The 24,369-nt window shown below is 41.9% G+C and carries 19 protein-coding genes and 3 pseudogenes; 10 read left to right on the forward strand and 12 right to left on the reverse strand.

The annotated features are described in order from the left end of the window. The first annotated feature begins 33 nt into the window (after positions 1–33). Complete coding sequence (locus tag MSWH1_RS01445; RefSeq protein ID WP_048125435.1) at positions 34–957, forward strand: ribose 1,5-bisphosphate isomerase; 924 nt, start codon at positions 34–36, stop codon at positions 955–957. A 114-nt stretch (positions 958–1,071) separates the two neighbouring features. Here MSWH1_RS01445 and MSWH1_RS01450 read toward each other — a convergent pair whose 3' ends face one another. The 4 genes from MSWH1_RS01450 to pyrH form a co-directional block, all read right to left on the reverse strand. Next, positions 1,072–1,788 carry an ABC transporter ATP-binding protein gene (locus MSWH1_RS01450; protein ID WP_048130158.1) on the reverse strand — a complete coding sequence of 239 codons (717 nt, stop codon included), beginning with the start codon at positions 1,786–1,788 and terminating at the stop codon, positions 1,072–1,074. Positions 1,789–1,807: 19 nt separating this feature from the next. Further along, positions 1,808–2,923, reverse strand: coding sequence for an ABC transporter permease (locus MSWH1_RS01455; protein WP_048125437.1), 1,116 nt, complete (start codon positions 2,921–2,923; stop codon positions 1,808–1,810). A gap of 147 nt (positions 2,924–3,070) precedes the next feature. Then, positions 3,071–4,234: a hypothetical protein gene (locus MSWH1_RS01460; protein ID WP_048130159.1), complete on the reverse strand. Its 1,164-nt coding sequence runs from the start codon at positions 4,232–4,234 to the stop codon at positions 3,071–3,073. A 220-nt stretch (positions 4,235–4,454) separates the two neighbouring features. Further along, the gene (gene pyrH / locus MSWH1_RS01465) at positions 4,455–5,156 is read right to left on the reverse strand and encodes a UMP kinase (protein ID WP_048125439.1); all 702 of its coding nucleotides are present in this window, start codon (positions 5,154–5,156) and stop codon (positions 4,455–4,457) included. Between the two features lie 306 nt (positions 5,157–5,462). On the opposite strand from pyrH, the gene MSWH1_RS01470 reads away from it, so the two are divergent. Next, complete coding sequence (locus tag MSWH1_RS01470; RefSeq protein WP_048125440.1) at positions 5,463–7,250, forward strand: hypothetical protein; 1,788 nt, start codon at positions 5,463–5,465, stop codon at positions 7,248–7,250. Positions 7,251–7,405: 155 nt separating this feature from the next. Beyond that, positions 7,406–7,978: a nickel insertion protein gene (gene larC / locus MSWH1_RS01475; RefSeq protein WP_231585696.1), complete on the forward strand. Its 573-nt coding sequence runs from the start codon at positions 7,406–7,408 to the stop codon at positions 7,976–7,978. A 438-nt stretch (positions 7,979–8,416) separates the two neighbouring features. Here the strand turns inward: larC (MSWH1_RS01475) and MSWH1_RS20680 are convergent, their stop codons facing one another. Beyond that, entirely contained in the window at positions 8,417–8,635 is a 219-nt protein-coding gene (locus MSWH1_RS20680; RefSeq protein ID WP_052722527.1) for a zinc ribbon domain-containing protein, read from the reverse strand. A 590-nt stretch (positions 8,636–9,225) separates the two neighbouring features. Between MSWH1_RS20680 and MSWH1_RS01485 the strand changes: the two genes are divergently transcribed. The 4 genes from MSWH1_RS01485 (at position 9,226) to larC (MSWH1_RS01500) (ending at position 13,622) form a co-directional block, all read left to right on the forward strand. Beyond that, positions 9,226–9,804, forward strand: a complete 579-nt coding sequence (locus MSWH1_RS01485) for a TetR/AcrR family transcriptional regulator (protein ID WP_048125445.1) — start codon at positions 9,226–9,228, stop codon at positions 9,802–9,804. A 207-nt stretch (positions 9,805–10,011) separates the two neighbouring features. Further along, entirely contained in the window at positions 10,012–11,211 is a 1,200-nt protein-coding gene (locus MSWH1_RS01490; protein WP_048125447.1) for an aldo/keto reductase, read from the forward strand. Between the two features lie 335 nt (positions 11,212–11,546). Further along, positions 11,547–12,389, forward strand: a complete 843-nt coding sequence (larB, locus tag MSWH1_RS01495; RefSeq protein WP_048125449.1) for a nickel pincer cofactor biosynthesis protein LarB — start codon at positions 11,547–11,549, stop codon at positions 12,387–12,389. Positions 12,390–12,428: 39 nt separating this feature from the next. Then, complete coding sequence (gene larC / locus MSWH1_RS01500; protein ID WP_048125451.1) at positions 12,429–13,622, forward strand: nickel pincer cofactor biosynthesis protein LarC; 1,194 nt, start codon at positions 12,429–12,431, stop codon at positions 13,620–13,622. 163 nt (positions 13,623–13,785) lie between these two features. On the opposite strand, the gene asd is transcribed toward larC (MSWH1_RS01500), so the two are convergent. The 7 genes and pseudogenes from asd to MSWH1_RS01540 form a co-directional block, all read right to left on the reverse strand. Further along, entirely contained in the window at positions 13,786–14,814 is a 1,029-nt protein-coding gene (gene asd / locus MSWH1_RS01505) for an aspartate-semialdehyde dehydrogenase (RefSeq protein WP_048125452.1), read from the reverse strand. 90 nt (positions 14,815–14,904) lie between these two features. Continuing rightward, positions 14,905–15,087: a 4Fe-4S binding protein gene (locus tag MSWH1_RS01510; RefSeq protein ID WP_048125454.1), complete on the reverse strand. Its 183-nt coding sequence runs from the start codon at positions 15,085–15,087 to the stop codon at positions 14,905–14,907. 311 nt (positions 15,088–15,398) lie between these two features. Continuing rightward, positions 15,399–16,854, reverse strand: a pseudogene (tnpC, locus tag MSWH1_RS01515) (IS66 family transposase). Between the two features lie 117 nt (positions 16,855–16,971). Next, positions 16,972–17,280, reverse strand: a complete 309-nt coding sequence (locus MSWH1_RS01525) for a hypothetical protein (protein ID WP_048125456.1) — start codon at positions 17,278–17,280, stop codon at positions 16,972–16,974. A gap of 272 nt (positions 17,281–17,552) precedes the next feature. Further along, positions 17,553–18,608 (reverse strand): GTP-binding protein, encoded by a 1,056-nt coding sequence (locus MSWH1_RS01530; protein WP_048125458.1) that lies wholly within the window; start codon positions 18,606–18,608, stop codon positions 17,553–17,555. Positions 18,609–18,832: 224 nt separating this feature from the next. Then, positions 18,833–19,135, reverse strand: coding sequence for a hypothetical protein (locus tag MSWH1_RS01535; protein WP_048125460.1), 303 nt, complete (start codon positions 19,133–19,135; stop codon positions 18,833–18,835). A 1,139-nt stretch (positions 19,136–20,274) separates the two neighbouring features. Beyond that, entirely contained in the window at positions 20,275–20,778 is a 504-nt protein-coding gene (locus MSWH1_RS01540) for a hypothetical protein (RefSeq protein WP_048125462.1), read from the reverse strand. A 262-nt stretch (positions 20,779–21,040) separates the two neighbouring features. Between MSWH1_RS01540 and MSWH1_RS01545 the strand changes: the two genes are divergently transcribed. The 3 genes and pseudogenes from MSWH1_RS01545 to MSWH1_RS19540 form a co-directional block, all read left to right on the forward strand. Further along, complete coding sequence (locus MSWH1_RS01545; RefSeq protein WP_048130160.1) at positions 21,041–22,036, forward strand: radical SAM protein; 996 nt, start codon at positions 21,041–21,043, stop codon at positions 22,034–22,036. A 962-nt stretch (positions 22,037–22,998) separates the two neighbouring features. After that, positions 22,999–23,986, forward strand: a pseudogene (locus MSWH1_RS17745) (transposase); the annotation flags it as partial. Continuing rightward, a pseudogene (locus MSWH1_RS19540) lies at positions 23,981–24,144 on the forward strand (IS5/IS1182 family transposase); the annotation flags it as partial. The pseudogenes MSWH1_RS17745 and MSWH1_RS19540, both read left to right, overlap by 6 nt. Between the last annotated feature and the right edge of the window lie 225 nt (positions 24,145–24,369).

Raw genomic sequence — 24,369 nt, forward strand, 5'->3', positions numbered from 1 at the left:
GCTATAAATTGGGCTCTTACTATCCTTTATATTATGGAAAAAGTTAAGGAAACCGCAGAAAAGATCCGGACAATGGAAATCCGGGGTGCAGGCAGGATTGCAAAAGCTGCGGCTGAAGCCATCAGAGATTATGCTGCAGGGCTCGAAGCTTCCTCAATGGAGGAGTTTAGTTCCAGTATCCAGGAAGTTTCAAATTTTCTTATAAATACCCGCCCTACAGCTGTTTCCCTTCCGAATGCCGTAAAACTTGCTTCGAGATATTCTTCAGGAAATGTAGAAGAAGCAAGACAGGAAATCATCAAAAATGCAAACCTTTTTATCGAAAGAGCAGACCGCGCGCTTGAAAAAATCGGGAAAATCGGGTCAAGAAGAATTCAGGATGGAGACATTATCATGACCCACTGCAATTCTCATGCTGCTCTTTCTATCATCACCACGGCTTTTGAAGACGGAAAGGATATTTCGGTAATAGCCACCGAAAGCCGCCCAAGGCGTCAGGGCTTATTGACAATCCGGCACCTTAACGGCTTTGGAATCCCAACAGCCCTGATCGTGGACTCTGCCGTACGTTACTACATGAAAGACGTGGATAAGGTCATCGTTGGGGCGGACGCAATTGCAGCCAACGGAGCTCTTGTAAACAAAATCGGAACTTCTCAGCTTGCTCTTGCTGCTCATGAAGCCAGAAAAAGTTTTATGGTAGCTGCCGAGACCTTCAAGTTCAGCCCGAGCACCATTGTAGGAAATCCCATCGAAATCGAAGAAAGGGCTACAGATGAAGTAGTTGATCCTGCAATTATTGCGGACCTCTCCCACGTGCAGGTAAAAAACCCGGCTTTTGACTTTACGCCTGCTGAATACATCGACATGATCGTAACTGATATTGGAATTATTCCCCCGGAGATGGCATATACTGTTATAAAAGAGCACCTGGGATGGGAAATCGGGGAGATTTGAGGGGCAAAGATAATTATTAAAGGTTTTTCACTGATTTATTTCTCTTTATTTCTCCTGTTTTCCTCTTTTCTGCTCTTCACTTCTTTTCTCTTCCATATTGCCTTTTAATTACCTTCAATTATCTTTGATCATTCCGTCCGTAATCCTCAGCACTCTTGAACACTCCTTTGCAACATCGGGGTCGTGGGTAACCACAAGAATTGTCTGCCCCTTCTGGCTCAATTCCTTAAAAACCCGCACAATGGAATCCCGGGTTTTACTGTCCACCTCTCCGGTTGGCTCGTCTGCAAGGATCAGGGCAGGCCTGTTCGCAAGTGCCCTGGCGATCGAGACTCGCTGCTGCTCTCCCCCGGACAGCTCAGTGGGTTTATGATTTAGTCGGTCTCCCAGACCCAGGTCTTCCAGCAGGGCTTTTGCTCTTTCTCTCCTATCTTTTTTTGGCACTCTGGAAAAGCGCATTGCAAGTTCCACGTTTTCAAGGGCTGAAAGTGTAGGGATCAGGTTGTAGTGCTGGAAAATAAAACCTATTTTTTCTCTTCTCACGCGGGGAAGCAGTTTTTCAGGTACCGAAGTCAGGTCTGTTCCGTCAAGGATAACCTTTCCGTCAGTGGCTTCTTCAAGCGTGCCGATCAGAGCAAGAAGGGTCGATTTCCCTGAACCAGAAGGTCCCATGATGGCAAGGAACTCTCCTTTACGTACGGTTATACAGGCACAGCGAAGGGCATGGACAGGGATCTTGCCCCGGATATAGGTTTTGGAGAGGTTTTCAACCTGCATGATTACTTTCTGTCCGTTGTTATGTCCATCAGTTCCGGATTTTTCTGCCGACATCAGGCCCTCCATTTTTTCTTCACGCATGCTTCAAAGCCTCCATTGGACTCATCTTCGAGGCCCTATAAGCTGGATAAAGCCCGGAAAGAGCGCCAATCAGCAGAGCAAAAACCATGGCAATTATAAGAAGCCTCGGAGTTATCAGGAAAAGGACTATCCTTGTCGTTTCAAGCCAGGCATTCATGATATAGACAGCCCCGACCCCAACTATAATTCCAAGGATTCCACCTAAAAGGCCCATGAATGAAGCCTCCCCGAGTGTCAGGAGCAGGATATCCCGCGTTTCTGCGCCTATGGCTTTCAAAATCCCGAATTCCCTCGTCCTCTCGGCAACGGACATGAGCATCGTATTCATCACACAGAGCCCGCCTATGATTGCTGCAAGAAGCCCTGAGCTAATCGTTATTACGCTGAAAATCATGAAGGACTGCTTTGCCTGCACCTCAAGTTCTCCCGGAGAAAGGGTGCTTGTGCCTTTTACGCTTAACTCGATGCGTTTTGAGAGCATCTCGGCATCCACCCTCTCGTCAGGCACGGCAAAGATGTATGAGACCGAATCGCCCACATTATAAAGGTCCTGGGCAGTCTCAAGGGGGATGATCACGGCATTATCAAAGATCGAGCCGGTATAATCAAGGATTCCGACAACGGTGAAATATTTATCATGGATTTCAAATTTACTGCCTGTCTCAAGTCCGTATTCTCTTTTGATGTTGTTTCCGACGACCACGCTGTAGGAATCTCCGGGATTGAGGAAGCGGCCTGCTTTCAGCTCTACAGGGTTAAGGGCAACGCTGGACTTTTCAGGGGGGACGCCGAGGATTTGCTTGCCGGTCATGCCCATCTTGTCTTCATCAAAGGTGGTCATCAAAAGCCCATAGGCATCTTTTACCCCGGCTACGCGAAGCACATCGCTTACCTTATCGTCCGTGAGCCCTCCCCCAAAGACCCCGCTTTCGGCAAAAACCCGGATCTTATCGCTGGTAACGCTCATGGAACGCTCAAAAGTCTGGTGGAAATTCTCAGACATGGCGCCCATAACTATAACTGCAAAAATCCCGAGGGCTATCCCGCAGATTGTCAGTGCGCTCCGGACTTTCCTGTTCGTTATGTTTCGGATGATCAGGTCAAACATAATAATCCCGCATAAGGATGCTTTCGAACTGCAGCTGGTTCTAAACGGCTTGAAGTTGTTGATTTTGAGGTTGTTGATTTTGAGGCGATTGGCTTAAGCTATTGTTTTGAACTTATTGAGATGCCTATCACCCTTCTTTTTTCCCTCTCATTTTTTTCCCGAAAAAATCGCAAAGCACAGGAAAATACCAAGTGCTGCCTGAAAACCGAAGGCTGGAGACTCCTCCGAAGGGTTTATTTCGGCTACGGGCTCAAAAACTCTCAGGACTGTTTCATGGCTGTCCATGACTTCGCCTTCCAGGTTTGTCACATAAATCTTTACATTATAGTCCCCTCTGGGCACCCCCTGCCAGATAATTCCTACGGTATCTTCCTGTCCTGCGGTCAGGATATCTGCAGTTTCTTCAAAGACCTGCACATCTCCTTCTTCAGGAGTCAGCACGACCCTGATAATCCCATCAAAAGGCACCTGGGATTTTCCAATTATCGTAACGCTTGCCCCATATTCGTCCACATCGATGTCCGTATCAAGGAGTTCTACTTTTTCTTCTGCCCTGAAGTCCGATGTATAAGCCGTAGTAATGTCAGGGGAATGGGAATGCACTTCCAGGAGAGCCGTGTAATCTCTGTTTTTTTCGAGAAGGAAGGGCCAGGTCATTGCTTTATAGTATGCATCTGTCACAGGGACATTTTCCAGGCTTTCAGAATAGATGATGTCTGTGTCGGAAAGGAGTTTCAGGTTCAGGTCCACCACGCTGGGCTCAGGCATCTGAACGAATCCGAGATTTGCGGAGCTCATGAGGGTTATCAGAACGGAAGCTTTTTCGGAGTCTGCAGAGAAATCCACAATTTTGAGGGTTGAAAGATACTGGTTTTTGTAAGTAAAAGAAAGCTTCCGGGACTCAAGAGTTTGGGTGCCGTCCTTTACAGAAAGTTGTGCTGTATAGGAGTCCCTATCCTTTCCAAAGTCCTCTTCAAGCCCCCAGAAAAGGACTTTTGTAATCTCCTGCCCCTTATCTACGGAGCCAAGCTGGAAAGTTTCCGATTTCAAAATTTCTTTTCCCGAGCTCAGGGTAAAAACAAGATAAACGTTTTCAAGAGGCTCTTCAAACCTGACTGTTGCATCGCTCAGGTCATGGTCTGAGAAAAAATCAACAATAAGGGGACTTTCTTCTCCGGCAATTGTCCCGTTCATTGCCCCTGAAACAGGACTTGCCTGAACGCAGAGGAAAGTCAGGAATACAATTAAAGATAATAAACGAAAAGTAAACTCTCTCAGTTTTAAACAGTTCTTTTTTTCCGGCAGACTCAAGCCCGGTCCCTCCTTCTTTCCAAAAGCTGCCTGGAACCAGATTCGGTAAACTATCTGGTTCTCTGCAATATGAATATATGCAGGAACCTCTATGTTTAAGTTTTGATGTATTTTTTGTGTTTTTGATGAAGACTTTGTATTTTTTGATATACTGGAGAAGGGCTCAAAAGCCCAGAGGTCCAAACTTTCTAGGACTCAGGCTTTTTAGGGTCCAGGTTTTTTATTTTTTTACTGTAATCCAGGTCCCGCAGGATACCGGTGATTTCTTGGCTGCCTCTCCGCTCAGAATTTCTCCTAGCAGGGCAGGGTCCCGTGCATCCATTACAAGGGCGTCGAGCTTACAGCGTTCGATGATCTTTGCGGCTACAGGGTCTACCGGGGATTTGGAGCCTGCCTTCATCTCGATTGCCATGACTATGCTTATGAGCTTTTCAGGAGAGATTATGTCATATTTTTCTGCGCCCGAGTCACAGTTGGGGTCTGAGGAATAAACTCCGTCAATCGAGGTTGCAATTGTCAGCAGGTCTGCCCGCAGATATTCTGCAAGGATTGCAGCTACGGCGTCAGTGGTCTGGCCGGGTGTAACCCCTCCCATTACCACGACTTTTCCCGAGTTCATAGCTTTTGAAGCTTCAAGATAGTTTGAAGGAATCTCAGGGTATCCATCGGGTCCGAGAGCCGCAATAAGTAGTCTTGCGTTCAGACGCGTGATATCAATGCCTATGTAGTCGCAGGTTACTTCATCTGCCCCCATAGCCCGGGCAGCTCCGATGTAGTTTCGTGCCGCTTCTCCGCCGCCAGTTATTACAAGCAGCTTGTGCTTTTTTGAGATGTCGCGCAGGACCTTTGCGTATTTTAAAAAACGATCCGAATCAAGATTTTTTGCGAGAATTGAACCGCCTAATGAGAGTACTATGAGCATGATGATCTCTACACATTGACAATTTGGATTTTTAAATGTATCGCTGATATTTTTTGCTCACAGTTTTTTTACCTTTCTTTATTCTCCAGAGTGTGGCAGGGTTTCGGAGGGTTTTTTTTCATCTCATTTTTTCCAATGTTCATAATGAATATCGAGATCAATTTGACATGTTTTAGATCTCGCCTCATATATATTTGGATTTTTTTCTTTGTGATAACAGTGTTAATGCATAACTATTTACATAAAAACATTTGAACTATTGTGGGGTATTAATATATTTATATTTTAAAGAGGAGGCAATATATCTTGAATAAAGAAGTCTGTGCTGCAGTAATGGCCTCAGTTTCAGATCTCCAGAATCTTACAAACGATCGAATAGAAGCCCTTACCAAAGGACATGGAATGACAAATATAGGCGCTATGTGTGCCGCAAACGCTATTGCTACAGAGCTTTTCCGGGGTGCGAATATCAAGCTTACTGATGAAGACAGTGGCAGCCTGGAAATTGATCACGTACTCAAAAAAGGTATTGAAGCCGCAGAAGAAGCCGGAGCATGTCCCGCAAATGCGGCCCTTTTTGCAGCTACAATATGCTACTTTGCAGGTTCCAATGCCCAGGCTGGAGTACCTGCAGGGAACCGGAAGATAGGGGCACTTGCCCGTATGATTGCAGGAGCCGATAGGACAGGGGTTATAGCCATTCCCACTCCCAAGTCCAATAACAAAGTATCGGGTTTTGCGGCAGTTCAGGCGATTTATAGCGCCATGGCAGAGGGCAAACTGACCAGAATTGATGGGAGAAAAATTCCTCTCGGGGTTGCAGGGGGTCCTCTGTATGGGCATAACACCCTTGGAGAAGACATCGGCTTTCCAGAAGTGGCTATGAATGCTGCAAGGATAGGGACAGAAGCCATGATGCAGGCTTACTGGGGGGCAGGGGTTTCTGCAAGCCCGATTATCTGTGCAATTATAGGGTCTGCCGCAGCTCTGGAAATAGTCCACCCTGATGCTTTTGTTGGGGAGGAATATGGGGGCTTCTTTGATGTTAACAGCGCCTATCTTTCAGGAAAAGCTGCATGTGAAGTTGCCGGCATCCCGGAAAAACTCCACATACGCGGAACGGATGAGGAATACGACTCTGCCAGAATTGTGGGGGATCTGGGTGTCCTCTTAAAAGACATCGGAGCTCCCACAGTTGTTGGGATGATGTCTTTTGGGGAAATGCTCTGTGCCTTTAAGGAATCGGTTGAAATCGGAGCAGGTTTTTCGGGCGGGCCTATCATGCCCCCTCTAGGGCACATGACTGCAGACACTATCATTACCCTCAGGGCTCTGATCAAATACGGAGGCAATGTAGAACAGGCAGCCGATGTCATTGCAGAGGTGAAGAAGAACGAGTGGCTTGATCCTGAAATTGCTGCAGTTGCCCTTAACACCATCTCCAGGAAGACCGAGCAGGTCCGTAGAGGCTTGATTACTCGTGCTATGATCCTTGGAACTGAAGGGGTTCGCTCGGCTGCAATCTACCGCCGGGCACAGAAGGCTTATGAGGATATAAATGCCGGCAAGTCTGTAGAAGAGGTTGTCCGAGAACTCGACCTTGAAAGGAAGACCACTATTGAAACTCGGGCTGCGGCAATGCTAGGAGCCATGACCGGGCATGAGCTTAAGATCGAAATCACAAAACTGGTCGGTGGAGCCCGCAGGAACCATCCCTTCACGAACGCTTACTATGGTTTTGACACGGATGCAGACGTAAAATTGACCATTGACGGTAAGACCTTTGAACTCAAGGGGCTTGGGCAGAAAGTGATTCCTGATGCAATTTTCAACGACAAGAAGGACCTTCTTGAAATCATTCCTCTGGCGGCCATTCCTGTCTCTGAATTGCAGCTTTCCGGGCATTCAATTATCAACATCACCGTACCTGCAGCTGTTGCCGCTGCAATGAAGGCACTTGAGCCAAAAGAAGCTGCAAAACTGGCTGAAAAAGGCGGAAAGGGCGGTTCGGCTGCAATTCCCGGAGCCCGGGAAAAAGCTCTGGAAGTTGCAAAACTTGCAGTTCGGATAATGGATTCTACGAAATGCGTTTGAGTACCATCCTAAGCTGAAAACCGGCTTATCCACAAAATAATGCATTGAACGACTCTGGGCAGAGAAGAAATGATTTAAGTTACAGGCTTTTACTCCATTTCCACCTCTGCCTTTTTACGTTATGGAATTCAACGGGAGGTTTCCTTTTGTTGTTAATGACTAACATTGACAATATCACCTGCGATCAGGTCCCGTACCTGATCGAAGAATTGATGAAACTTGGAGCTAAAAACGTACATGTAATACCTGCCCTTACAAAGAAAGGTCGGAGTGAATATGTTTTCCTTATCGACAGTGAGGAGAGGAACTTTGAGAAACTTGCCGAGTTCATGGCCCTGGAAACCGGTACTCTAGGGGTCAGGCTTTTGAAGACCGAGCATTATCCCTTTGACTACGAGCTGAGGAAGCTTTGCCTTTCTTTCAGGGACGAAAATGGTCTGCTTCTCTGGGAAGGAGATATTGATATAAAAATAGTTATAGGAAAAGAGCAAAAGCCCCTTTCTGCCCGTGTGGAGTACGAAGAGTTGAAGGAACTGGCAAGCCGGGTAAGGGAAGCTGGCCTGAAGCTTTCCATGTACGAAATTAAGGAATTGATTGAAGAAAGGGCCCTGAAAGGCATAAAAGACTTTACTGTCAATTTCAATGATTGTGGTATGGAACTGGGCAGTGAGTCTCTGTTCCCTGTTTCGAAAAAACTATACTGTAAAGATAAGACGAAAACCTACTGAAGGAATTAAAGCCTGTTTTTTCCTTTTTTCGGAGTAAGGGCTCTTTTCCCAAAAGCCTTTCTTATTCTGGAAAATTTTTATCGTGAAAGATAGTATCATAAATTGTCCGTTTTCTTATAGTATAGTTGCCAAATATCTACTATTTGCCAAATATCTACTATAATACTTGGTTGGGCGTGTGAACTACCCCACCCTGCTTTCTGATGAAAGCGAGGACGGAACTTCCTTCGAGTAATTACGTCACCTGGATATTTGCATAATGCAAGTATCCATCTGTAATCCTGTTTGTCGAAGATTATCAGAAAATTTCTGATAGCCCATCCACAAAGCATTCTGTGATAAGAACCGTTTCATGATGTTGATAGCACTATTTCTATCTCTATCAATAACGTTTCCGCAATCATATTTCATAATTCTTTCCCAAATAAGCATTTCCTGTCATTTTCCACAGATACAGCACTCCTTTGAGGTATAAGCTTCATCAATTCTTATTACTCTTTTACCTGTAAGCTCTGCTTTGTAGGTCAAGAATTCGATGAAACGAGAAAGGTATCCTTGATTTTGGGTTGTCAAGAATTCGATGAACCAAGAAAGATATCCTTGATTCTGAGTTGATCTATTCTGAGAACGTTTTCTTTTTCCATTTTCTTTTTCCATTTACTTTCTTTGATTGAGCCATATTTTTTACATTAAGATCACCAACAATTATTGTATTGGCTCTGGTGTTCACAATCATAGTTTTGGAAAGCTTATGTTGAAAATCTTTTATCTAATTAGACTTCTTTACTTCCATCTTTCTATATGTTTTGTGCAGTCGATTCCATCTATTGCTTCCCTTTTTACAATGATCTCTTCTGGATTTGATTGTATCTATTTTAGTATTCAACATCAAATGCTTCACTTATGTTATGGATTTTAGTTTTAAGAAAATCAACAACTAAAGGATTCGTTAGAGCTTTTCTTCTATATTTCATGCATTGAACGAAATAATAATGGGGTGAATGGGAAGAATGGCTTCTAAGATCCAGTTTATTCTGCATAGTTATTGCTATATTGATGCAATTATAAGTATGAATAATTATATTACTTTTGTTTTGTAGAAGTTGACGGCTTTCATCCTCCACCTGTCGCTTACGCTCCGAGGAAGGGGACTTCCCGCCTCAGAGGTAAAAATCGCCGCAATGTATTTATATGACGATGCAATTTCTCTACATAACTGACTAATCAGTCAATGATAGAGATTATTCATGAAAGAACTAATCAAAGACAAAAGAACAGCCATAATGGATGCTGCCCTGAAACTTTTTACTGAAAGAGGTTTCCACGGCACCTCCACTGCACAAATATCAAAAGATGCAGGTGTAGCCACAGGCACCCTTTTCAATTACTTCCCTACAAAGGAAGATCTTATAAACAGCCTGTATTTTGAAGTAAAAGGGCAATTAAGTCAAAGCATGGGGAAAGAAATTGAGGCACAGAATACATTTCAAGATAAATTAAGAACAATATGGTCAAATTTAGTCAAATGGGGGGTAAACAATCAGGAGGAATTCCTTTTTGTCGGTCAGTTCTGTTCATCCCCTTACATAACAAAATTTACGCGTGAAGAAGTAATGAAAGAGTATGTCTTTCTCCATAAGCTTGTGGATGAAGGAATAAAAACAGGAGCGATCAGAGACTTTTCCGCGGAGCTTACCATTGCAATGTTTTATCAGAGTAGCAGGGCGGTAGTGAACCTTATCCTTGATTCAGATCCCTTGCTGGATGAAAACAAGGTTTTAGAAGACGGATTCCAGATTATCTGGAGAGGTCTGGCTAAAAACTAATTTTTTTCACTCATTCCATGAGTGATTGGTCAATCACATCTCGTTGATAACTACCGATCTCTCGCAAAAATAAGCTGTCGATAAAAGATCGGTCAGGGTCAAGTTAATCAATTCAACAATTCCATAATTCAATAATTCAACAATTCCACAATTCAACAATTCAACAATTCAACAATTCCACAATTCAACAATTCCGGAGAACTAAAAATGCTGTACAGAAAAATGCCTAAAAATGGAGACGAACTTTCAATACTTGGATTTGGATGCATGCGACTTCCCTTAATAGAAGATGGTAGTATAGATGAAGAAAGAGCCACTAAGCAGGTACGTTATGCAATCGACCAGGGAGTAAACTATGTTGATACGGCCTGGCCATATCACATGGGAGAGAGTGAGCCTTTCCTAGGTCGTGCCCTTGCAGACGGATACCGTGAAAAAGTGAATCTCGCAACAAAGCTTCCTTCCTGGCTTATAGAGAGCAGGGAGGATATGGATGAGTTCCTGAACGCTCAGCTGGAAAAACTCAAAACAGACCACGTCGATTATTATCTCATACACGCGCTTGTAGGATCCTTATGGGACAGGATCGAAAAGCTCGGAGTGGCCGATTTTCTTGATAAAGCAAAGGCTGACGGTCGGATCAACAATGCCGGCTTTTCCTTCCACGGTTCGGGAGAAGACTTCAGGAGGATAGTGGATGGGTACGACTGGGACTTCTGCCAGATTCAGTACAATTTCCTGGACGAAAAGAATCAGGCAGGCACAGAAGGGCTTGAGTATGCAGCTTCAAAAAGTCTTGGAGTCATCATTATGGAACCTCTGCGTGGAGGCAACCTTGCAAAGATGGTGCCTCCTGCTATAGAGGAAATATGGGGCGAAGCAAAGGAGAAACATACGCCTTCAGAGTGGGCTCTTCGCTGGGTATGGAACCACCCTGAAGTAACAGTTGTCCTCTCAGGGATGAATGAGGAGACTCACATTGAAGAGAACCTTGCGGTAGCAGATAAAGCATATCCAAATTCTCTAACTGAAACTGAATTGCAGCTGGTAAAGAAAGTGGAGCAAAAATACCGCGAAATCATGAAAGCAGGCTGTACAGGATGCCGCTATTGTATGCCCTGTCCGGAAGGAGTGGATATTCCAGCCTGTTTCGATGCATACAACAACCTTCATATGTTCGGCAATGCAGACGAGGCAAAGTTCATGTATGCAGTAGGGCTGAGTGGCACCTTATCCGGCGGAAAGCCCGGATTTGCTTCCCAGTGCGTGCAGTGCGGACAGTGCCTTGAAAAATGTCCCCAACACCTTGATATACCAACGATTCTTGAATCCGTTTCAGAAGAACTTGAAGGGCCTGATCTGGAGATGAGGGTTGCCATGGCAAAAGAGATGTTTAAGCGGACTTAAAAGTAAGACAAATTTGAAATGCTTAAAAGATAAAATGAAGATATTGTTTAAGTTGATTTTTATCGAATGATTAAACAATATCTCCATTTTCCGCTTCTGATCTTCAGGTTCGGTTAACCATACTCATCCAGCTTTAGAATTTTGAATTTTTACCTTAAATAGCAGAGTAATAACCCAAATAATTATAACTCAAGCCTATATGAGTATGGCACGAAACTCTAAAAAGCCTCCAAACTAATAATTATTGTCTAGTTACATGGTGTTTAAGCTTTTTATTGCTAAAACATTCAATTTTATTGCTAAAACATTCAATTCTTTTTGACCAAGGGTGGCGCATGGATCTTACTAATATATTAAAATCTGTCAAAGAAGGAAATATCGATATTGAATCTGCAGAACAGCAGGTCCGTAGTCTGGGTTTTGTTAGTTATTCGAACATTGCAAAACTTGATTCCCATCGGAAAAGCAGGACTGGAATAATCGAAGCTATTCTTGCCGATTGCAAGGAACCTGAAGATGTAGTAGAGATCGCCAGGGTTATGGTAAAACAAAGTAAAAGAGCTCTTATCACGCGTGTCTCCCCCCAACACCTTAATGCCTTGAGGGCAGTGTTTCCCGAGGACAGACTCGAATGGAACAGCCGGGCACGTACAGTGGTTATCCACGACGGCACACCAGCCCCAGGTACCGGAGGGGTCATTGGGATCATATCCGCAGGCACTGCAGATATCCCTGCTGCAGAAGAAGCCAGGGTTATTGCTTCTGAAATGGGCTGTGAAACCGTTGCTGTTTATGATGTTGGGGTTGCTGGCATCCACAGGCTGATCCCTGAACTCCAGAAACTCAAACTCAGGAACCCCGGAGCAATCGTTGTTGCAGCCGGAAGGGAAGGAACACTTCCAACTATTGTTTCCGGGCTTGTTGATGTGCCGGTAATAGGGCTTCCCGTATCCACTGGTTACGGGGCAGGCGGCGGAGGAAAAGCAGCCCTATTGTCAATGCTTCAGTCCTGTTCTGTACTTGCAGTGGTAAACATTGATGCGGGATTTGTTGCAGGGGCTTATGCAGCCAGGATCGCCAATATGATTGCTGTAGCGGCCGGAAAAAGGGAATATACTGAAGACCCGGAACAGGATGAAGGCCCTGCAGAAAAACAAAAAGAAGGACAGGAAGAGTAACTGTAGATATTTTCAGAGCAGAATTCAGGGTGATACTTTATGAAAACACTGGTCTTTAATCCCTTTTCAGGGGCAGCCGGGGATATGATTCTGGCATGTACTCTCGACCTCGGAGCGGACAGGAAAACGGTAAAAGAATTGGTTGAAGCTTCAGCGCCCGTATCCATGGATATAAGGGAAGTGGTGAAAAAGGGAATAAAAGCCCTGGATGTCCACATAAACGTGCCCGAAAAAGAACATGTCCGGACATATCCTGAAATCGTGGACCTTTTAAAATCTGCAAAACTGCCTCAGAAGGTGGAGGCAAGTGCTCTTGACATCTTTTTGAAAATGGCTGAAGCCGAAGCCGCAGTCCATGGGCAACCTGATCTTGAAAAACTCCACTTTCATGAGGTGGGGCAGAGCGATGCCCTTGCTGATGTAATAGGCTCTTCTGTAGCTATCCATTCCCTTAACTGTTCCTCGGTTTACTGCACCCCCATCAATGTGGGCGGTGGAACAATAGAATGTGCCCATGGGACTCTTCCTGTGCCAGCTCCTGCAACCCTTGAGATTCTCAGAAAAGGGAAACTCTATTTCAGGGGAGGAAACGTGAATAAGGAACTGCTGACCCCTACAGGGGCTGCTATTCTCTCTCACTTTGCAAAACCCGTTGAGGCTTTTCCTCAGGGCAGGGCAATTGCTGTTGGATATGGGGCAGGAGATGCTGAGCTTCCGGGCCCCAATATGCTCCAGGGAGTGCTTTTTGAACCTGATGCTCACCTTATTCAGGATATTATTGAGGTTCTTGAGACCAATGCCGACGATGTAAGCGGGGAAGTCTTGGGCAACCTTTTTGAGGAACTGCTCACGATGGGAGCCAGGGATGTTGCGATTATTCCTGTAACCATGAAAAAAGGGAGGCCTGCCCATATTATCAAGGTCATTGCAAAGCCTGAAGACAGCGCAAAACTCGCACGGAAGATCATCATTGAAACAGGGTCTCTTGGAGTTAGGGTTATGCCTGTGCGGCACAGGCTCATGGCTGCCCGAAACCTCGAAAGGATAACAGTAGAGCTTGAAGGTCAGGAGTTTGAAACCGCGGTTAAGATTGCCAGGGATTCTGAAGGGGTCCTGCTCAATATCTCTGCGGAGTTTGAGGATTGCAAAAAGATTGCAAAAGTAAGTGGAGTGCCTGTTCGAGACGTCATGCGCAGGGCAGAAGAGATTGCAAGAAAACTCTTCTTTTCCTGAAAACTCTAAAAGGATATGATGTAAAGTAAAAACAGACAAATCGTGTTGCTGTGATTAATAAAATATCCAATCCCGTAAAACGAATTCCGTAAAAGTAAAGGAGAAAAGTAAATGTCTGAAGCTTTTAGATTTTTACTTTTCACTTCTATTTCTATCTTTATTTTCAGAGTTTTCCCATCGAGTGCAGGAGTTCTGCATTAAGGACACTTGCACCTGCAGCTCCGCGGATTGTATTGTGTCCCATCGCGATGTAGCGGATGCCTTCTCTGATTCTGCCCACAGAAACACTCATGCCTTTTCCCATATTGCGGTCAAGGCGCGGCTGAGGTCTGTCAATTTCGTCCCGAACTATCAGAGCGTTACGCGGTTCTGAGGGGAGTTCTCCAAGTTTCGGGTCGAATTTGAGGAAAGCTTCCCTTACCTCTTCAGGGGTGGGTTTATCCCTCATACCTGCCCAGATAGCTTCCGTGTGCCCATCGATTACAGGGACCCTGTGACAGGAAGCACTGACCTTCATATCCGCAGGCACGATTTCTGAGCCATTAAATTCCCCGAGGAGCTTTAAGGTTTCAGTTTCCATTTTCTTTTCTTCGCTTCCTATATAGGGGATTACATTGTCACAGATTGCCATGGCTGAAACTCCGGAAAAACCTGCCCCGGAAATCGCCTGCATTGTTGCCACCTGTACTGTTTCGAGTCCGAACTTCATCAGGGGCTTTAAGGTAACTGTCATGACAATTGTGGAGCAGTTTGGGTTTGTAATTATGTATCCGTCCCAGCCCCTTGCGTCCTGCTGGACCTCAATGAGTCCCAGGTGTTCGGGGTTTACTTCCGGAATTACAAGAGGGATATCTTTTTCCATCCTGTAGGATGATGCATTGCTTGCAACTGCAAACCCGACTTTTGCAAACTCGGGTTCCACTGTAAGGGCAAGGTCTGCAGGAAGAGCCGAAAAGACCACATCCGCATCAACGGCTTTTGGGTCTACAGGAACAACCTCTATGTTTTCGACACTTTCCGGCATGGCTGTATCCAGCCTCCACCCTGCCGCTTCTCGATACGTTTTGCCAGCGCTTCTTTCGGACGCTGCAAGGGCTGTAATCTCAAACCATGGATGGTTTGCTAGTGCTTCTACAAATCTTTGCCCTACAGCACCAGTGGCGCCTAAAATACCCGCTTTAACTGCTACCATTTAAAAAGCTACCTCCGTAGAGATAAAAAATAATCTGATAAAAAGGAAAAAGAAAAATGGAATAAAAAATTTATTCCATGCTGTCTGTTTTTACTCTTCTACTTTGATTGCCTGGTTCGGGCATGCTTCTTCACATGCACCGCACTCTACACATTCGTCCTGGTCGACTACTGCAATTCCCTTTTCTTCGTCGAGGGTAATTGCCTCAGAGGGGCATTCATCGACACAGGTTCCGCATCCAGAACATTCATCTGCATTAACTATTGCTGGCATATTTTTTCACACTCCTATTTATTTGCTCGATATGTACCTGGAAATTAGATCGGTACGTTTTTGAAACTTCCATAGAATATCGAAAAATTTGGTCATAACGCCATTACTCAGACAAACATAAAAACTTATCGCTTTTTAGCAAAAAGCAATTTTCTGGAATCGGAATGAGCTAAGGCTCAAGCTTCCTAATTTTATGTTCTTGAAAATGCATAAAAAGAATAAAGAAATAGAAGAAGGAATAATAGAAGAAGGAATGTAACTATTCAGCCACTGATAAAAAAGTATGTTTTTTCAGCAAAATGCTGAAATTCTCAGAATAATAGCGGCGCTCCTTTGAGCGCCGCGAGAATAGCATCTATAACATTGAAACCATTCTTTTTAATGGTTGAGATATAAGCTCTAATTCTGCAGAAAGCTTCCGCTCCTTGTATAGTTCTGAAAGTTCCTGATATTTTCTGCTGTAATTTCATCATCCTTATGTCTCTTTCTGCTTGGTTATTCTCAAACGGAACTCTCAAGTCATTGAGGAATCTCAGGATCTGTTTTTTGTTTTCTATAAACCTGTCAAGTAGGTTCCTTGCTTTTGTTTTTGGATTTTTACCACGTTTTCCTTGTTTTTCAGGGTTTAGAGAAGGTGGATTTTCTTCAATCCCTTTCATGACTACAGCATCGAACCTTTCTTCTAACACTTTAATTTGCTCAAAGTCCAGATCTTTGACCTGCTCTTTACACTCATCAGTATACTTTTTCATTTCTGTTAACAGTTCATTCATCTCTTTAGCCCATTGCTGTTTATAGTTCTCCTCAATTCCAGTAAGTTCTCTCTGGAGATGAGCATTGCAAAGAGCATGATCACATTCATAACTGTTATAGGGTTTCCATCCGTCATGAACTGCTATTCCTTTAAACTCTGGAAGAATTCCCATGGCATTAATTGCTTCTGATCCTCTTTTTGAGTGAGCAAAATAACAGGTGTATTTGTCATTAGAAGCTACATGAAGCCCAATGCCTTTTTCCTTCAATTTTCATCCCAGTTTCATCACAATGGATTACAGGAGAAGTTATTAACCTCTCCTGACTCACATTTTCAAACTCCTCTAAATTCCGGAAGCATTCTTTTTCTGCTCTGATTATCGTAGCAGAACAGATTTTTATCCCCATAACGTCATCAAAAAACTCTAAAATCCTTTTATAGGGAATAAACTGGTAGTTTTTACAGTAAATTGCTGAAGCTAAAATATTAGGACCATACTGGACGGGATATTTCACAGATTCTGGAAAAGAAGCTTTATTTGATTTTCCACAGTGAGTACAGGTCTTAATCTGACTTCGATGTTCCGTAACAATTAGATTTACAGGAGGAATATCAAAAATTTGTCTTCTCTCATAAGCTTCAACTTCAACATCCTCAAGAGTATGTCCACATTCTTTGCAGCAGGTCAAAGAATGTTCAATTACCTAATCAGGATCATTAACCATATCAAGAGTTGTGCCTGGATGACCTTCTTGACCTCCAGGTTTCTTCCCACTCTTTTTCCGGAGACTCTTGGGATTAGGTTTTTCTTTGACTAAAAAGTCAGTAGAAGGAGGTTTACTGCTGTTTCTGCTATTTTGATTTAAGCGAGATTCTAAAATCCTTACACGTTCTTCTAGTTCAGCAATTCGAATAGCTTGTTCTTCTATGATAGTTTCAAGTCTCTGGATTACAGAAATTACAGCTTCAGGACCAGCTTCATAGATAACGAGGATCTCTTCACGTGTAAGCATAATAACGAAACAAAATAGGATTCAATTTATATGCAATTTTTCCTCGAAAAGAGGAAAAATTGTAGCCTTTCAAAGGCTACCTGAATTGTTACGAAGGAATATTAGAAAATAGGCTTTTTAACATACGGAATCGTGCATTGCAATTCCTGGATCCGTAAGGCGATACATTCCCTCTTCAAACTTGAGGAATCCTTCTTTGAGCAGGAAATCCATATGAAACTTAAAGAAGAAATCGTTTAATCCTGACTCTTCCTTTAGCTGTTTTTCATTTTTCCCAAAGATGCCAACTGTTTGGAGAAGTTTCCTTCTTGCAGGGTTTACGGAAACCTTTTCCATCATCATATGTTCCAGCTTGACAGCTTCTCCTTCGGTAGTTTCTCCCTTCGAGGCAAAATAAACATCAAGTTCGTCAATTTCATCATGCATATTGAAACTCCACTTTTTGTCCTTTAATCTCTTAGTTTTTCTAATATTTGATTTTTCTTTACTGATTGAAGCCGGACTTTTTAAAATATGAAAGTGTACCGATTTTTCTGTAATATCACAAATATCAATAAGTTATTGGATAGAAAATTCCATATCGGAAGAATTGATTTATACACAGTGCACAAAAACACGGCTTCGAATTTACAGCAAATTCGTGACACTGCCTAAAATTTCGATCTAATAATGAAATCGGTGTTTTTCTATTCGGTTTTTTACTTCTTTTTTATGAGCCCTTTTATTTCTGTAAGCGTGCCATGATGCTGTTTCTTTTTCTCAAAAGAGGCGTTTGATTCCTTCAGTTTCTCTTCAAGTGTGCTCTCTACTATTCCTGTGAGCCTGTCTTTCGGGACCTTTGTAATTGCGGAAAGCAGCCTGAGTTCGAGCTTTTCATTTTTACGAGAGGTAAATTCCACCTGTGGAGCTTCTTCTGAAGAAGTCACACTGCCCTTGATCATGAAGTCCGGGAGTTTCAGGGAAAGTTTAACATGTCCTACAAAATCAGGGTTAATTTCCTTTAATCTGTCCCTTATGGTTTGAAGGCTCTCTTCGATAAGTAGCCTGCTTTTTTCAGGGTTAAGATTACAGGATGTGAGGGTAAAAATAACCGAGTGAGCCGAGACTTCCGAATGTTCAATTGAATTTTTCTTTTCTTGAGGAGGCTTCCCAATCCCGGCGACTGCAAGATGGATGAGCAGATTTTCAAATTGTTCATCTTCTAATTTTGCCGAAAACTTCAGGATTTTTGCTCCAGGGTTCAGTTCGGTAAGCATCTGTTCTGTTGCCAGGATTATTTCTGCAGGTGCTATGTCTGTTTTGTTTATCCCGAGGATTTCAGCTTCCTTTACCTGTGTCTCGATAAATCTTGGAATTTCTTTTGTTTCTGTGCCAAAACGCCCGGGGTCTACTATGGTCACAATCGGAGCAAAAGACAGTTTGGAGAGCCCCATAAGTTCGATTTCTTCCCTTATCTGTCCTGGAAAAGCAATTCCTGTTGGTTCGATAATCACAACATCGGGCTTGAACTCTTCTTCAAGGGTCTGAAGAGTGTATTGCATACTGATTCTGAGTGTGCAGCAGATACAGCCGCTTGTTAATTCTTCAGTTATAATTCCCGGGCTTTTGAGGGTTTCTCCGTCAAGCCCTATTTCTCCAATTTCATTTACGATAATCGCAGTTCTTTTTCCGGCATCGATAAGCTGCCTGCTGATTTTCTGAATTGCGGTTGTTTTCCCGCTTCCGAGAAAACCTCCTATGATCATGACTTTCATGTTTTTCCGGTCCTTATTATTCTGAAAAAATATTATGTATCGGGCTGACAACTACCATATATTTTCTCCTATATATAAAATTGGCAAATCCTTTTATCCAGGAAATATGCCATTTTCCAATACCAAAAAGGAAGCCTCTTAACAGAGGCGTTTATTAAAACTGATGAAAATCAGTAAATAACCGGACATTACATTAACCAAACCTGACAGCAGGCTGAAAACTTTCATAGTTTGGGAAGTATTTTCAGCCCGAGTTCAGTCAGCCTGTAAACGCCCTTTTCATCTTGAAAGAGAAAATCAGCATTTATTAGAATTTCAGCGTGAAACCTTAAAGCAGCTTCATCAAGGCCAGTTTCTTTAAGAAGCTCTTCTTTACTTTTTCCGAGAAAACAAACCGTTCGCATCATATCCCTGCGAATCTGGTTGGATGCTGCATTGTAAGTCTTTTCACATTTTTCCTGCATCAGTTCTTTTTCGTTTTTTACCTGTGAATCCAGAAAAAGGTCAATCTCATCTATTTCTTCCATCGTTAATGCTCTCCTTTGCTGTAAAAACTACCTTTTAAAATTCAGGGGGGTAAATATATAATTATTTTGATTTTGTTTTCAGAACTCTCGGTTTAAGGGTACCTAATTTTTTAAAGATGACCTGTATAATCGGAAATCAATGCAATATCCTTGGTTTATTTTTTATTTCACTGTACTCAAGCAGGTCCAGGCGTCACGCAGGGCGGGGAAGAGATCATAAAAATAATGTTTGCCGTAATTTGGAAACAATAAGAGTAATTCTTGAGAGCACCCACAAACTACTCTCTGTTGTAAAAATTTTCTGAAAAATAGTATTGCGTTCCCATCCAAAAACCTGGAAGTTCCAAACGGCTTTAAGAGATGCTTTTATTTTTTTCTGGGAAGAGATACTGAGGTATTGGACTCATGGGTTGTGAGTTTTTAATTTAATTTTTCTTTATCCCTTTACTTGCGGAGTATCTTTTGTACTAATGTGGGGTATTGAAGGGATGAGAACGCAAATTGTACTATGTACTTCAGGTATATAATACTTTTGTAATTATATGTAACACATAATGTTATTTTATGCATAAATTATTATTGCATCATTTTAATTTTAACCCCCTGGTATAATATTATATAACCATTATAATCTCGTTAAAGCTCCTGATAACTCAGAATCATACACTTTCTTTTTATCATATTTTCATCTGATTTTATGCAATATTTTCATCTGATTTTAAGGATATTCTGGCATGAACACAGATTTTTCCATCCTGCAAAAAAAGCGTTGAAAAATTCATTATAATATTCGGTTTAAAATGCAGATAGCTAACAGGCAAGGATGTAAATTCTCTGTTTGTCGTAAAAAGTGGAAGATACATTAATATAGGACACCCGGGAACCGAGCGGGTATATAATAATTATAGGTACAGAATTTCAAGAAAAAACTGAATTGCTGAAATAAAAATCGGAATTGCTGATATAAAAATCAGAATTGCTGAAATAAAAATCAGAATTGCTGAAATAAAAATCGGAATTGCTGAAATAAAAATCGGAATTGCTGAAATAAAAATCGGAATTGCTGAAATAAAAATCGGAATTGCTGAAATAAAAATCGGAATTGCTGGAAAATCCAGCAGAATTGACGGCCTCTTATCTTATTGCCCCGCGGAATATTCCATTACATTTCCTTCTTCATCAACGATTTTCATTTTGCCATCTTTCATACTCATCTCGGAAATTATTTCTCCTGAAGTGTCATAAGCAGTCCAGAAATAGGTTTCTCCATTTTCGGACCATAAATATTCAATTTTGGAGAAGTCTTCATCTTCAAGGTTTGTCTCATAAACGGCTTTGCACATCGGGACTCCATCAATGTTTTCGGTCCCTGTGATCTTCATTATTACTTCCTCGCCTGTCTGGGGGTTTGTTGACTTCCAGGAAGAACCTACAGAACACCAGTCGCTGGAGTCTCCGGTGGATACCATTTCTACTTTAACTTCTTCTTCTTCTGCCTCCTCTGCAGAAGCCTCTTCTTCGGTTACTTCAACCGACTCTTCAGGAGCATTCGTGTCCTCTTCACTGTTTTCACTGCATCCTGAGGAAGCAGCAAAAATGGCACATATGAGTATTACAAGTACTGCAAACCATTTCTTCAACATAACTCTTAGTCCTCCTCGATTTATTTCAAGTATTACATAGCATTTATTTTATTTATATATGTTTATTTTACTTTTCTTGGGAAGAAATGGCTTTTTTTCCATCCAGATAAAATCAATTAATGTCTAACGAAAAGAATCTTCCTTATTTCAAAGATGGCTTCAGACTGTTTTAATTATGTTTTCAGAAGAAGTTATATAGTATCTGATGATGAAAAACAGACCGGAACTACAGGAAAAAATAGTTCTTTTGAGGAATATCCAAATGCAAGGCACGCAAATTACGCCGGAATTAAAAGCTTTTCTTATCTCAATAGGTTCAGTTTCTGTGGACCCTTCGCTTATTCCAAGGGCGCGAGGTTCTACTGCAGGTCCAGGGGCAGGTACCAGCTCCGTCTTTTTCAGTTCAGGGAAAAAGCGAGTCCGACTCAGTGTAAATAAGAACTCTCCGCTTTCCATCGAAGCCGCAGGAGAAGACGGAACAGTTGCGCTTTTACATGAAGGAAAAGAACTTGCCAGGGGAAAACTTGAGCCTGCCCTTGCTCATTGTCCTGAGCAGGCTTTCATTACGCTCTGTGAGAGGTGCATCTTTGACTGCAAGTACTGCCCTGTGCCCAAACTTCAGGGGCATGTCAAGGGCGAAGAGGAAGTCCTGAACATAGTGGACGATGTGATGAAGGCAGGGACCCTTAAAGCCATCTCTCTTACTTCCGGAGTTGAAATATCGGTCGAAGGGGAAGTTGAGCGTGTGCTCAAGTTGCTTCCCGCTCTCAAAAAATACAATGTTCCTATAGGAATTTCGGTGTATCCGACCGAGGGCTGTTCCCGCAAATTCTATGATGCCGGAGTTGCCGAAGTCAAATACAATGTTGAAACCATGGACAGAGATATTTTCCAGAAAGTCTGTGGGGACCTTTCCCTTGACTACATTCTGGACAGGCTTAAAGAAGCTGTAGAAATTTTTGGAAAAAACAGGGTCTTCAGCAATTTTATAATCGGGCTTGGGGAGAGTGACGCTTCTGTCCGGGAAGGAGTCGAGACCCTTGCAAAGATAGGAGTAATTCCCGTCCTTCGCCCGGTAAACCCTCATCCTCTCAGGTCCGGAGACTGTTTTACCGAACGCCCGTCTTCTGAGCGCCTTTTAAAGCTTGCGAAAATGGAGGCTGAAATCCTGGAGAAATACGGGCTTGACCCCAGGTTTGCAACGACGATGTGTCTTAAATGTACAGGCTGTGACCTTGTTCCATTTGTAGACTTCTGATTCATGTATAACTTCTGATCCAGGCATAATTTCATAGAATGCATTTTTGGTCTGGATCATTAATCTTTTCCGGGCCCCGTACTCGAGCTTTTTATTTTTGCTGTTTTGAGGTCTCTTTTCCCTTTTTATAGGTTCTCAAACCCTTTTTTAGAGTTTTTCAATTTCTTATTTTTCTTCAAACAGGGCCCCCATTGTTTCCACTGGAATTATTTGCAAATCAATTTTTTTACGACCTTTATTTTAATTCTTTTATGTGTCTTTTCTTCGTTTTCTATATACTTCTTCTCTCATTTTTGGGATTTCACTTATACAAAAGGAAATTTTTCTTTTACTTTTTTCGGATATGGTTTTATGCTAATAGGAGTCCTTCTGGGATACTGAACTTTCGAGAATATTCATATTTTGCACAGGTCTCTTTTATTTTATTTTTTCTTTAACTCTGTACTGATCTCTTATCTTAGATCAGTATCATTCCTTTTCCGGGTACATATCCCTTATTCAATCGTTTTCTCTTCGCCAGGTCTCCTCTATCCTGTTTGAATTCCACTGTCCCTCATACTCTTTTAATCCATCCGGATGTTATTTCCATTAACTCTCTCGAAATATCTCAATCTCATGTTTTTGCCTTTTCCTGCAGAAATATGAAACCCCATAATTTCCACTGGAAACTACAGGTAAACAAATATTCTTTTCCTGGCGTCTACAATAACAGAGCTCTGATCTGATTATCTTTTAGTGGGTAGGAAGTTCATTTTGACAACTAAAAGTTTCCCATTGTTAGGAGTCTCATATCTACCTTTTTTGATTGAGGTTTCTAACAGGGTCAATATTGTCCCGGATATATCTCCAATATGTTTCTGGACATATTTCTAATGTGGTTCCAGGGAGTCTCTGATATCTAGTGCATAGATTCTAATATATATCCATAAAATAATTATATTAATCATTCAATAAACTTCCTTATGCCTCGTATAAGCCGTCGTCCCAAATTATCATTCACTCAAAAAGATTTAGACTATCTTATCAAGCTCAGCCACTCTAGAAATCAAGCAGCAAGCACTGTCGAAAGATCTAAAATCATACTTTTAAGCTATCATGGAAAAAACGACACCGAAATATCCAGAGAGTTAAAAGTAGATTACAAAACTGTAAGAAAATGGATCAAAAGGGTTTTAGATTTAGGGGTTAAAGAAGGTTTAATAGATAAATCCAGAAGTGGAAGACCTCAAGACATTAGTGCCGAATCACGGGCTTTTGTAATTTCACTTGCACGTATGAAGCCAAAAAATCTTGGTTATCCTCATGAAATCTGGATGCAGAGACTTCTTGCCAAACATATCCGTAAGAATTGTATCAAAGAAGGACATTCTGATTTATCGAAGATAAATCAGGGGACAATTTCAAAAATTCTCAATGCAAGCAACATAAAACCACATAAGATCAACTCTTATATTGCTAAAGTTGATCCGGAGTTTGATCAAAAAGCAGTCAGGGTATTAGCTACATATAAAGAGGCTAATGAATTAAAAAGGCTAATGAATTAAATGATAATATATAAAAAAACAAACATGAAATTCTTCAGATTACAGGCACAAATAAATGAAAGTAATTTTCAAATCGCAGTACTTTCATACCAAAGAAGAAATTGAATCAGTGATTATTTCCTACGGTGAAAAAAAGATCAAAGTTTTGATGGATAATCACAAAATACATACATCAATAGAAACTCGAGAATACCTGAAAACCGTTCTTAATAAATTTGAATTTGTATTCACACCCAAACATGCTTCATGGCTAAGTATAATTGAAAGTTTTTTCAGGAAAATGGCAAGAAGCGTATTGAGAGGAATAAGAGTTGACTCAATAAAGGAGTTAGGGGAAAGAATTGGTCAATATATAGATCAGGTTAACGAAAAGTCAGTCATTTTTACATGGAAATATAAAATGGAAAAAAATTGTGGTTTGTTGAAAGAAGGCACAAAAATATGTGCAGATAGTGGATATTGTAGTGGAGAAAACATACATTACTTGAATGATAAGGAATTGAACCCATACATCCCCGAAAAAAAGAGGCAACTAAGACGGCAACAGAAAATGTTGAAGATATATTTAGTATGTACTGCAGCTAATTTAAGGAAAATATGGATTTATTCAATTAAAAACGGGCTAATTGGATGTGGAAATAGAAATAAATGGAACTTTTTCTGTTGAAAAAAAATAATGAATTTAATGCATATTTAATAAAATTAAAAAGTTCCAGTTTAACAATAGACAACTGTTATTTATTACTGATAGTAATTGTCGGACAGTCTTTTTAGGTTGGGGCGGCCGCC

Source organism: Methanosarcina sp. WH1 (genome assembly GCF_000970005.1).
In the GTDB taxonomy this organism is placed as follows: Archaea; Halobacteriota; Methanosarcinia; order Methanosarcinales; family Methanosarcinaceae; genus Methanosarcina.

Bases quoted from the DNA above. Each gene is read 5' to 3' on its own strand.
- MSWH1_RS01445 (WP_048125435.1), top strand. From the start codon at position 34: ATGGAAAAAGTTAAGGAAACCGCAGAAAAGATCCGGACAATGGAAATC.
- MSWH1_RS01450 (WP_048130158.1), bottom strand. From the start codon at position 1,788: ATGTCGGCAGAAAAATCCGGAACTGATGGACATAACAACGGACAGAAA.
- MSWH1_RS01455 (WP_048125437.1), bottom strand. From the start codon at position 2,923: ATGTTTGACCTGATCATCCGAAACATAACGAACAGGAAAGTCCGGAGC.
- pyrH (WP_048125439.1), bottom strand. From the start codon at position 5,156: ATGCTCATAGTACTCTCATTAGGCGGTTCAATTCTCGCAAAAAATCTT.
- larC (WP_231585696.1), top strand. From the start codon at position 7,406: ATGACTAACATTGACAATATCACCTGCGATCAGGTCCCGTACCTGATC.
- MSWH1_RS20680 (WP_052722527.1), bottom strand. From the start codon at position 8,635: ATGGAAAAAGAAAATGGAAAAAGAAAACGTTCTCAGAATAGATCAACT.
- MSWH1_RS01485 (WP_048125445.1), top strand. From the start codon at position 9,226: ATGAAAGAACTAATCAAAGACAAAAGAACAGCCATAATGGATGCTGCC.
- MSWH1_RS01490 (WP_048125447.1), top strand. From the start codon at position 10,012: ATGCTGTACAGAAAAATGCCTAAAAATGGAGACGAACTTTCAATACTT.
- larB (WP_048125449.1), top strand. From the start codon at position 11,547: ATGGATCTTACTAATATATTAAAATCTGTCAAAGAAGGAAATATCGAT.
- larC (WP_048125451.1), top strand. From the start codon at position 12,429: ATGAAAACACTGGTCTTTAATCCCTTTTCAGGGGCAGCCGGGGATATG.
- asd (WP_048125452.1), bottom strand. From the start codon at position 14,814: ATGGTAGCAGTTAAAGCGGGTATTTTAGGCGCCACTGGTGCTGTAGGG.
- MSWH1_RS01510 (WP_048125454.1), bottom strand. From the start codon at position 15,087: ATGCCAGCAATAGTTAATGCAGATGAATGTTCTGGATGCGGAACCTGT.
- MSWH1_RS01525 (WP_048125456.1), bottom strand. From the start codon at position 17,280: ATGCATGATGAAATTGACGAACTTGATGTTTATTTTGCCTCGAAGGGA.
- MSWH1_RS01530 (WP_048125458.1), bottom strand. From the start codon at position 18,608: ATGAAAGTCATGATCATAGGAGGTTTTCTCGGAAGCGGGAAAACAACC.
- MSWH1_RS01535 (WP_048125460.1), bottom strand. From the start codon at position 19,135: ATGGAAGAAATAGATGAGATTGACCTTTTTCTGGATTCACAGGTAAAA.
- MSWH1_RS01540 (WP_048125462.1), bottom strand. From the start codon at position 20,778: ATGTTGAAGAAATGGTTTGCAGTACTTGTAATACTCATATGTGCCATT.
- MSWH1_RS01545 (WP_048130160.1), top strand. From the start codon at position 21,041: ATGCAAGGCACGCAAATTACGCCGGAATTAAAAGCTTTTCTTATCTCA.